Consider the following 11048-nt stretch of genomic DNA (forward strand, 5'->3'; position numbering starts at 1 on the left):
GTATTGCCATTGGAATCATAATATCTGAACCTCTACCTGTTGATGTTAAAACGGGTAATAAAGCTAACATAGTTGTGGCAGTTGTCATTAAACAAGGACGAATTCTTTTCATACCAGCTTCAACAACTGAAGCTCTTATTTCTTGTTTCGTAGTTGGTGTATTTTTGTCAAATGTTTGGGTTAAATAAGTGGCCATTACTACACCATCATCGGTAGCAATACCGAACAATGCTATAAATCCAACCCAAACAGCCACACTTAAATTAATAGGATGTATTTGAAATAAATCTCTAAGGTTTACACCAAAAAGATCAAAGTTTAAAAACCAAGATTCTCCATAGAGCCAAATCATCATAAAACCACCCGAAAAAGCAACTGCTATTCCTGTAAAAACCATTAATGAAGTAGTTACCGATCGAAACTGAAAATACAGTATTAAAAAGATGATTAACAAGGCTAAAGGAACTACAAGTGAGAGTGTTTTTTCTGCTCGTAATTGATTTTCGTAAGTTCCTGTAAATTGATAATTTATTCCTTTTGGAACTACTAATTCACCACTATTAATTTTATGTTTAATTACCTTTTGAGCGTTTTCTACAACTGTAACTTCGGCTTCGTTATCTAACTTGTCAAATAACACATAACCTACTAAAAAAGTGTCTTCACTTTTTATTACCTGCGGACCTTTTTCGTAGTTAATAGTTACAACTTCCGATAGCGGAATTGGGTTTCCATTTGGCACAGGAATATGTATTTTTCCTATATCTGATGGACTTGTGCGTTGTTCTCTAGGATAACGAACTCGTACTCCGTAGCGTTCTCTTCCTTCAACAGTTTGAGTTAATATTTTACCACCAATAGCTACTTCAAGTACACTTTGAATTGCATCAATAGTTAAACCATAACGTGCTATTTTTTCTCTGTCAATATCAATTAATAAATAAGGTTTACCTACAATTCTATCTGCAAATACGGCTTCTTTTTTAACACCCGGAACTTGTTTTAACACAGTCTCTAATTCCAAACCAAAAGCTTCAATTTGAGCTAAATTTTGCCCTTTTACCTTAATTCCCATCGGAGCGCGCATACCTGTTTGTAGCATTACCAATCTAGTTTCAATAGGTTGTAACTTTGGTGCAGATGTAACTCCGGGCAATTTTGTTACGTTAACAATTTCATTCCAAATGTCATCAGCATTTTTTATATGTTTACGCCAGTTTCTATAATATTCACCAGCTGAATCTTCAATTAAATTTTTGGTTTCTATTTTTGTTCCTGAAGGAATAAATTGCCCGGAGTTAGTTTTAAATAAATTATTTTTAGTTACTTTAAATTTTAATCGTTTTCCACCTTCATTTAATTTGTATTCAGGTTTGTAAATAATTATATTCTCATACATAGATAATGGAGCAGGGTCTAATGCACTTTCTATTCTTCCTGCTTTACCAACCACTGTTTTAATTTCCGGAATGGTTGCAACAGCCATATCTAATTGTTGTAAAACACGTTTGTTTTCAGCAATGCCTGAATGTGGCATTGAAGTTGGCATTAATAGGAACGAGCCTTCATTTAATGCTGGCATAAATTCTTTACCTGTATGTTTCCAAATGCTTAAACCTAAAATAACTATAAGAGTTGGAATGCTTAAAAACAATAATTTATTGTTTAAAGCCCAGTTTAAAATTTGCACATAGGACTTTCTGAATAAAGTGAAAACTCCTAAAATTCCAAAGCAAATAACACTTACAAAAATTAGATTTGTAAAAATTGAATTATCAACTCCTAAAGGCCTCCAATAAATACTTAAAACTACAATTATTGTAATTACTGAAATTATAATATTTACAAGGTTTGATTGTTCTTCAGAAACGATTTCTCTTATTTTTAAAATGTTAGAAATTCCAAAAGCAATCAATAATAAAGCAATATAATATCCTCCAAATAAACCAATAATTCCTGCAATAATTAATCCTATACTGCCAATATATTTTCCTTTTTTTAATGATGGTTTCCAACCAAATAACCAAGCTGCAAAAGGAGGAATTAAAAATAAAGCGACAATTAATGAAGCTGTTAAAGCCATTGTTTTAGTAAAAGCTAATGGTCTAAATAATTTACCTTCGGCACCAATCATTGTGAAAACAGGAACAAAACTTATAATGGTTGTCATTACAGCTGTAATTATTGCTCCAGAAACTTCAGTTGTGGCTTTATAAACTAATGTATTAATGGGAGTTTTATTGCGGTCTTCATCCATATGCCTAATAATGTTTTCAGACAAGATTACCCCAACATCAACCATAGTTCCAATAGCAATTGCAATACCCGAAAGCGCCACAATATTAGCATCAACATGAAATAGTTTCATAGAAATAAAAACCATTAACACTGCAATTGGTAATAACCCCGAAATTAGCAAGGATGCTCTTAAATTAAAAACCATCACAATAATTACCAATATGGTAATTAGAATTTCTAAGGTTAAAGCTTCATTTAAGGTATTTAAAGTTTCGTGTATTAAAGTTGTTCTATCGTAAAACGGAACTATAGTTACTTGTGAAGTTCTTCCGTCTTTTAATAATTTTGAAGGTAAGCCAGCGCTAATATTTTTTAGTTGTTTTTTAACGTTAGTAATAACCTCCATTGGGTTTGCGCCATAACGCGCAACTACAACACCACCAACAACTTCAGCACCTTCTTTGTCTAAAATCCCTCTACGTTCAGCTGGACCTAAAGTTACTTTTGCAATATCTTTTATAAGTATTGAAGTAAAATTTTTAGAAGTAACTACGGCGTTTTCAATATCTTCAACTGATTTTATATAGCCTAAACCACGCACTAAATATTCAGCCTGATTAATTTCTATTGTTTTTGCTCCAATGTCTTTATTGGTATTTCTAGCTGCATTAACAACTTGTTGTAAAGAAATATTGTATTCTTTTAAAATATCAGGATTTACATCTATTTGATATTCCTGAACATAACCACCAATGGAAGCGATTTCTGATACTCCTGAAGCAGATGATAACGCATATTTCACATAATAATCTTGTATACTTCTAAGTTCGTGTAAATCCCAGCCACCAGTAACATTTCCTTGCTCATCTCTTCCTTCAAGGGTGTACCAAAATATTTGTCCTAAACCTGTTGCGTCTGGGCCCAATGCAGGTTGAACATCGTTTGGTAGTAATCCGTTTGGTAATGAATTTAATTTTTCTAAAATTCGACTTCTACTCCAGTAGAATTCTACATCTTCTTCAAAAATGATATAGATACTTGAAAACCCAAACATGGACGAACTTCTAATTGTTTTTACACCTGGAATTCCAAGCAATGAAGTTGTTAAAGGATACGTAATTTGATCTTCAATATCTTGTGGAGAACGACCGCTCCATTTTGTGAAAACAATTTGCTGATTTTCACCAATATCTGGAATTGCATCAACAGCTACAGGGTTTCTTGGAAAATTACCAGTATCCCAATCAAAAGGTGCGGTTGAAATTCCCCAACCAACAAATAATGCTAAAAGTAGAACAGCAACTAATTTGTTTTCAATTAAAAAATGAATGCTTTTATGTAGCATATGTGTAAAATTTAAGTTTTTAGAATGTGTTGTTTTATTGCAGAAAATGCAATAGAAGTTTATCTCAGATTAGTAGATACTAATTGAGAGAATTTTCTAAAACTTAAAAATCAGATTAAAAATACTTCATCAAGAATTTGAATATCCTTAACGAGAATAGGAGGTGAGTAATAGTTAAAAGGAATACTATTTTCTTCTAACCCTTCAAATAAATTAATGTAAGAATAAACAAAAGAAGCTACAAAAACTTGCTGTTCAAAATTGAAATTAGAAAAATTAATTTTTAATTCACTTTGGCCTTCAATTTGTTTCAAAACATTAGAACAACAATTGTTTTTTTTAATACTGCAATCTTTTGTTGGTGATGGTTTTTCTAACTCCATACCGCAAGATTCAGCTTTTGTAAATAAAGCGCTATCAACTAAATGCTCACCACAATAGTGCTCACTAAAAGTGAATGACATTGTAGAAAAAAGCACTACAAAAGCCATTAATATTGCTGATATTTTTTGAAATAGTTGTTTCATTTATTACTGCAAAGTTAGAAATTTTAATTTAGATGGTATTAATAGTTTGTTAAATTGCTTTTTAATATCAAAATTTTAATAAAATTCTGTAAATTAGAGGGATAGGTATTTTTTAAACAATAATTTAACTGTTATGGTATCAATAAATTTAAATGAAGTAAGAAGCAAAGATCAAATAGCTAAGATTATTAAAACTAAAATGGAAAATAATGGTATAAAAAAAGCGGAATTAATTTTAGGAACACATTTAAGTAAAACAGCTATTGATAGTGTTTTGTTTATTGGGAATTCTGAAAAAGATTATATGCTTAACACGTTGTTAAAGGTACTTAAATTTTTAAAAATACAATTATATATTGGTAGTAATAATGATGCTAAAAATAAAGTTTTATCACTTTTTAAAGATTAAAAATAATAAAGAAGCATAACTTTAAGTTAAAGGATATATTAATTATATTTGAACATTATTCTATAATAATGATTATGAAATTTATAAAAGCTTTTATTCTGGGCTCTTTTTTTATAGCTTCAATACTTGTAAAAGCTCAAGAAACGTTACCTATTTATTCTGATTATTTATCAGATAATGTATATTTAGTTCATCCTTCGGCAGCAGGTATTGGGAATTGTGGTAAAATTAGATTTACAGCTCGTACGCAGTGGAGTGGAATGGAAGATGCTCCAGCACTTCAAACGTTAAGTATTCATAAGCGTATTGGAGAAAATATGGGAGCTGGATTTATTTTGTTTAATGACAAGAATGGATATCATTCTCAGCAAGGAATTCAAGGAACATATGCTTACCATATTAATTTAACAAGACCTGATGAGGTTAACCAATTATCATTTGCCTTATCATTAATGGCTGTTAATAATAGTGTTGATGAGAGCCAGTTTACGTTACCAGATCCTGTAATTTCTCAAATAGTACAAAGTGAAAGTTATTTTAATGCAGATTTTAGTATGGCATACCATAATAAAGGCTTCTTTTCTTATTTTACAGCAAAAAACATTATGTTATCTGCAAGAACTTTGTATAGTAATGAATTTGAATCGTTGAACTTGCGTAGGTATTTGGTTACACTAGGATATTATTTTGGAAAAGGGAAAAGCTTACAATTTGAGCCTTCAATTATGATGCAATCTATTGAAAGAACTGGTGAGAAATTTGCAGATTTCAATATCAAAGTTTATAAAGATGTTGCTGACGCTCAACTTTGGGCTGCATTTTCTTATAGAAAAGGTTTTGATAATGCAACTACTGAAGAATTAAATTATTTAACACCAATTGTAGGTGTAAATTACCAAAAATTTATGGTTTCATACACCTACACAAAACAATCTGGCGATATATTATTTGACGATGCTGGGTATCATCAAATTTCTTTGGGATTTAATTTTGGTTGTAGAGCACCTCGCAGAAGTGGTTGTCCAAATATTAATGGATCATTTTAATATTAATTTTCTACCCAACTAAAATTCTTTTTCATAGCTTGTTTTTTTATGGCTGAAATTAAAGCACTTTCTAAATCGTTAGAACTGCTAGTATTTTGTTTCTTTTTAGTTATAAATGCATTTCTAAGTTTATTTAAATCTTGTATTTTTTTCTGAATTTCAATACGTTCATTTCTTTTAATTTTCACATATTTTTTCACTTGTTCAGTAGTCTTATTTTGTAAGTATTTAGGCAAACTTTTTTTATCTAATTTTTCATACTTAAAATTTTTATCTTTTTCAGCGTCTACTAAATCCCACGAAGAATTTTTATACATTCTACTGCTTTTAGTAACAGCTCTTTTTACAATAACAACTTCATCTAATTCTTCAGCTTCAGAATCTTGACTAGCTTGTAATTTTAATTTACTATAACCTTGATTGCCATAATTAATATACGTACCGTTTAATTTGGTGTTTAATTCAATAATAATTTTATCGTACGGAGTAGCAATGTGGACAATTTCTCTGTTATGATCAATAGTAATATACTCTCCATTTGTAAGTCTTGCGCCATCTTGCCATTTTCCAGAAATTCCGTTTTCGTAACTTCCACAAAAAATGGTGTTAATAGTAATGTCTTTTTCGTTGGCATTCATAGCTGCATTTTTATAATTAATGCTTCCTTGTGTAAAAGGTTCATTTCCAGCAATAAATATTAATTTCAAATCGTTTTTATTAGTTCCCCATTCAAGATTTTTTAATGAAGTTTTAATAACTTGACCGCAATATTCACTTCCACCATTTGTTTTTAGAGCAAAAAGTTTTTCAGAAATTTCATCTAAATCTTCGCTGAAATTTAATACCTGACGAATGTAACCATCTGAAGCTTCCAATTCGTCATTTCCATATTCGTACAAAGCAATAAAAAGATCAGGACTTTCTGTACCACATCTTGAATAAGAGAGTTCATTTACAATTTCCCAAAGTTGTGTTTTTGCCTGATTTATTAAACCATCCATACTATTACTAGTATCTAAAAGTAAGGCGACTTTAATTTTTTGTTTAGGACTTTCATTAAGAAAATTTAAGGTGTTGTTTGTTGCTTTTAGGTTATTAGCATTACAAAATAAAGTGGTTGTGGTTAGTGTGATAATTAATAATTTTAAAAGCGTTTTCATAATTTTTAATTTTAAATTCAAGTTAAAAGTAAGAGGAACTTTTTTTATAAAAAACCTAGAATGAGTGAAGCTGTATTTTAAATGAGTAAAGTATAGTACTGAGTGCGTAACTATTACTTTACTCATTCAAAAAACAGATGAATTAAGTCATCCTCTTAAACACCAATTTTATTTAATGATTTAAAGTGTGTAGTTTTACAATACTTTAAATAAAATACATGAAAGTTAGATTTATTTTAAACATACTATTTATTTTGATTTCATTTCAAGTGTTTTCTCAAGTTGTTGAAAAAGCTGGAATAAATGAACAAATATATAGTGATTATGTAGCTGATGATTTTGGAAATAGATTGTCTGGGATTACTGTAAAAATTAGAGGAAAAAGTAGTACTGCAAGAACAAATTATAATGGTGAATTTAAAATTAAAGCATCTATTGGTGATGTAATTATTTTAAGTAAAAATGGGGACATAATTAATTCGTACATGTACGATGGTAGTTCACAATATAATATTGAAGATAAATCGGGTTATTATTCTAGAACGTCAAAAAAAGTTTCAAAAAACAACTTTAAAATTCAATTAGATTCTGCTAATTATTTTATTAAATCAAACCCCTATAAAAGTATTTCGTTTGTTGAAAATTCCTTAAAATCTATGACGTCAAAAAGAGGAAATTCATTAAAAATTGCTCAAGCTTACAATGTGTTAGGTGATATTTATTTGAATTTGAAGCAATACGATTTAGCAATTAGCAACTATGAAATTTCTTTAAATAATAAAAATACCAATTCAGTAAGTTTAAAACTTGCCAAAGCTCATAGTTTACACAAAACTTTTGAAGAAAGTAATAAGATTTTGAACGTGTTAATTCTTGAAAAATTAACAATCTTTCAGAAAATAGAAGTTTATGAAACTTTTGGAACTAATTATAAATTATTAAACCAAATAGCGAAAGCGGTTTTAAATATTGAAAAAGCATTAAAACTTGCTGAAGACAATAAAATTGACACTAAAATTTCGGAACTAAATTCTAAATTGGGCGCTTTGTATTTACAGCAAGGCGAGACTAAAAAGGCTCAAAATATTTTTGATAATACCATTAAAAAATCTAAAAGTAAAAGTGTTAATAAACGAGCAATTATCACTAATTCAGTTGCAAATCAATATAAAAAGCAACAAAATTTTGATAAAGAAATTGAATTAAAAAAACAAACTTTACAAGAATTGGAAGATGCCGAAATAAATGAAGTAGTTGAGTCAGATGCAGATGAAAAAGTAACAGTACAACAACTTAATTTAGATATTGGAAATGCGTACGCAAAAAAGAAATCGTTTAACGAAGCTATTAGTTATTTAGAAAAAAGTAAAGAAAAATCAGACAATGTTGCTGACATTGAAACGAAGAAAGAAGCTGTACAACAATTGTCAGAAATTTATAAAAACACTGGAGATTTTAATAAAGCTTTAAGTAGCTATCAAGAATATGTTGGCTTGGTTGATTTGTTGTATAAACAAAAAGAAAATGAAATTTCAGATGCTGTAGCATTAAGTAAAAATTTAACTAAAAAACAAAACAGAATTAACAGTTTAGAAAAAGATAGGGAACTATTAGAAAGCAACTATAGATTGTTTGAAAGTGAGCAACAAGTTACTGTAGAAAATTATAAACGTCAGCGGTTAATTATTTATTCGTTGGTGTTTGGATTGTTTTTATTATTGGTAGCAGTTTATTTTATGTATAAAAGTAACAAACAGCGCCAATTGGCAAATAATTTATTAGCCTTAAAATCATTGCGAAGTCAAATGAATCCTCATTTTATTTTTAACGCATTAAATTCTGTAAACAGTTTTATAGCTCAAAATGATGAACGTACAGCAAATAGATATTTAACAGAGTTTTCAACCTTAATGCGTACTGTATTAGATAATTCAGAAGAAGATTTTATACCACTTTCAAAAGAAATTGAAATGTTACAATTGTACCTTAAATTAGAACATTCAAGATTTACAGATAAATTTGATTATGAAATTATAGTAGATAAAGAGTTGAACATTAGTGAATATCAAATTCCGCCAATGTTATTGCAACCTTATGTTGAAAATGCCGTTTGGCACGGATTGCGTTATAAAACAACCAAAGGAAATTTAAAAGTGACCATTCAGCAAAAAAGTGAAGACAGTATTATAATTGAAATCTCTGACGATGGAATTGGTAGAAAAAAATCGAAAGAATTAAAAACGCTCAATCAACAAAAACAGCAATCAAAAGGAATGGATAATATTAAAAAAAGAGTTGCTATTTTAAATGAAATGTATAACGATAAAGTAGATGTTTTTATAAACGATTTACATACTGATACCACAGGTACAAAAGTTGTATTAACACTAAAAAAAGATTAGATGAAGCTGAAAACTATTATTGTTGAAGACGAGCAAACAAGTAGAGAAATTCTAAAAAATTATTTAACAAAATATTGTCCCCAAGTTACCGTTTTAGGAGAAGCAGCTAATATTGAAGAAGCGTTAATTTTAATTAGAAATAATGAACTAGATTTAGTTTTTTTAGATGTTGAAATGCCTTACGGTAACGCTTTTGATTTACTAGAAAAAGTGGGAAATGTAAATTTTGAAACCATTTTTGTCACAGCATATAATCAGTATGCAATAGACGCCTTAAACAACCACGCATCTTATTATTTACTAAAACCAATTTCAATTGACGAATTAATAAAAGCAGTTGATTATGTGATTGATGTAAAAACGAAAGAAAACGACTTACAAAACACTGTTTTAATACCTAAAACTTCCAACGAAAATGGTAAAATTACCATTCCAACTCAAGAAGGATTTGAAGTCCTTGAAATTCAAGATATTTTATATTGTAAAGCCGATGATAATTACACGCATATATTTCTAAAAAACGACCGTAAAAAATTAGTTAGCAAAACCCTCAAATATTTTGAAGATGCATTAAAACAAAGTAGTTTTGCTCGAATTCATAAATCGTATTTAGTAAATGTAAATTACATTGTGAATTATAAAAAAGGAAAGGGCGGAAGCATACTTTTATCAAATGGAAAAGAATTGTCAGTTTCTTCATCAAAAAAAGGAGAATTATTAGCATTTTTTAAATAAAGAAACTATGATTATTAAAGAATTAAACGGAAATAAACCTCAATTTGGTAAAGATTGTTTTATTGCTGAAAATGCAGTTATAATTGGTGAAGTTGAAATGGGAAACCAATGTAGTATTTGGTACAACGCGGTTATTAGAGGTGATGTACATTATATAAAATTAGGTAACAAAGTAAATGTTCAAGATGGTGCTGTAATTCACGCCACCTACCAAAAACATCCTACAAATATTGGCAATAACGTATCTATTGGGCATAATGCTATGGTGCATGGCTGTACGCTTCACGATAATGTTTTGGTGGGTATGGGCGCTATTATTATGGACGACTGTATTGTTGAAAGTAATTCAATAATAGCAGCAGGTGCAGTTGTTACTAAAGGCACACACGTTACATCTGGAAGTATTTATGCAGGTGTTCCTGCAAAAAAAGTAAAAGATATTAGCGAAGAGTTAATTTCAGGAGAAATTAATAGAATAGCTGATAATTATGTGAAATATGCTGGATGGTATCAATAATATTTGTTTATTTTTTTATAGCGTGATGCAGCATTGAATTTAAGACCTCCTGTTTCTGAATTTGAAATAAAAATCTTAAAACACCTTGTTTATAAGGTTTTTTAGCTGATTAATATTTATAATTGTATGCAGTTTTAAGTTCAATCATTCATTTTCATGAACATACTTATTAATTATATATTGGGTAACAGGTTTTAATTCTTTCCCTGTAATTGGGTGTACTCCTCTAGAATTGAAATATTCAAATTCTCCATTTATAGATTTTCCATACCATATCACGGGTTTGTCTTTTATAAAAAAGGTTGTAGTTAAAGATGCCTTTATCATTTTGAAATTTTCAATATCAATATTATTATTTATTGAAATATTTTTAATTTTAGAATTACAATCAATTTTTTCATAATGATTATTTTTCCAAACAATACAGTTTTCAGTATTAAGTCCTACACTTATATAAAATCCAGAAGCAATAATAGCTGATATTATGGCCGGGATTCCCCATTTTTTTACTGAACTAACAATAATGTTTTTTTTTGTTATAAAAGTACTTTTAGTTTGACCAGAGTCACGTATGATAGACAAGTTTTTAGTTTCAAAATCAAGAAAATTTTTATAACCCAAATAGTTTGATATTATATTTTTTAACTCGCTATTTGGCTCACCAGACTT

General features: G+C 29.1%; 8 protein-coding genes and 1 pseudogene. 5 read left to right on the forward strand and 4 right to left on the reverse strand.

The features are described from left to right. On the reverse strand, nucleotides 1-3583 hold a 3583-nt coding region (locus tag GQ540_RS01895), incomplete at its 3' end, for an efflux RND transporter permease subunit (RefSeq protein WP_291796501.1). Nucleotides 3584-3693: 110 nt separating this feature from the next. Further along, entirely contained in the window at nucleotides 3694-4110 is a 417-nt protein-coding gene (locus GQ540_RS01900) for a hypothetical protein (RefSeq protein ID WP_291796504.1), read from the reverse strand. Nucleotides 4111-4243: 133 nt separating this feature from the next. Here GQ540_RS01900 and GQ540_RS01905 point away from each other — a divergent pair, with 133 nt between their 5' ends. Together GQ540_RS01905 and GQ540_RS01910 are read left to right on the forward strand one after the other, a co-directional pair. Continuing rightward, nucleotides 4244-4519, forward strand: a complete 276-nt coding sequence (locus GQ540_RS01905) for a hypothetical protein (RefSeq protein ID WP_291796506.1) — start codon at nucleotides 4244-4246, stop codon at nucleotides 4517-4519. Between the two features lie 74 nt (nucleotides 4520-4593). Then, nucleotides 4594-5565, forward strand: coding sequence for a type IX secretion system membrane protein PorP/SprF (locus GQ540_RS01910; RefSeq protein ID WP_291796508.1), 972 nt, complete (start codon nucleotides 4594-4596; stop codon nucleotides 5563-5565). Nucleotides 5566-5567: 2 nt separating this feature from the next. On the opposite strand, the gene GQ540_RS01915 is transcribed toward GQ540_RS01910, so the two are convergent. Further along, nucleotides 5568-6725: a vWA domain-containing protein gene (locus GQ540_RS01915; protein ID WP_291796510.1), complete on the reverse strand. Its 1158-nt coding sequence runs from the start codon at nucleotides 6723-6725 to the stop codon at nucleotides 5568-5570. A 218-nt stretch (nucleotides 6726-6943) separates the two neighbouring features. On the opposite strand from GQ540_RS01915, the gene GQ540_RS01920 reads away from it, so the two are divergent. From GQ540_RS01920 to GQ540_RS01930, 3 genes are read left to right on the forward strand one after another with little or no spacing between them, the layout of a single operon-like run. After that, nucleotides 6944-9127, forward strand: coding sequence for a histidine kinase (locus GQ540_RS01920; RefSeq protein ID WP_291796513.1), 2184 nt, complete (start codon nucleotides 6944-6946; stop codon nucleotides 9125-9127). Continuing rightward, nucleotides 9128-9862 (forward strand): LytTR family DNA-binding domain-containing protein, encoded by a 735-nt coding sequence (locus GQ540_RS01925; protein ID WP_291796516.1) that lies wholly within the window; start codon nucleotides 9128-9130, stop codon nucleotides 9860-9862. It begins immediately after the preceding gene. 7 nt (nucleotides 9863-9869) lie between these two features. Continuing rightward, nucleotides 9870-10379: a gamma carbonic anhydrase family protein gene (locus tag GQ540_RS01930; RefSeq protein ID WP_291796519.1), complete on the forward strand. Its 510-nt coding sequence runs from the start codon at nucleotides 9870-9872 to the stop codon at nucleotides 10377-10379. A gap of 144 nt (nucleotides 10380-10523) precedes the next feature. Here GQ540_RS01930 and GQ540_RS01935 read toward each other — a convergent pair. Then, nucleotides 10524-11048 (reverse strand): annotated as a pseudogene (locus GQ540_RS01935) (hypothetical protein); the annotation flags it as partial.

This window comes from Lutibacter sp., from assembly GCF_013139515.1.
Classification (GTDB): Bacteria; Bacteroidota; Bacteroidia; order Flavobacteriales; family Flavobacteriaceae; genus Lutibacter.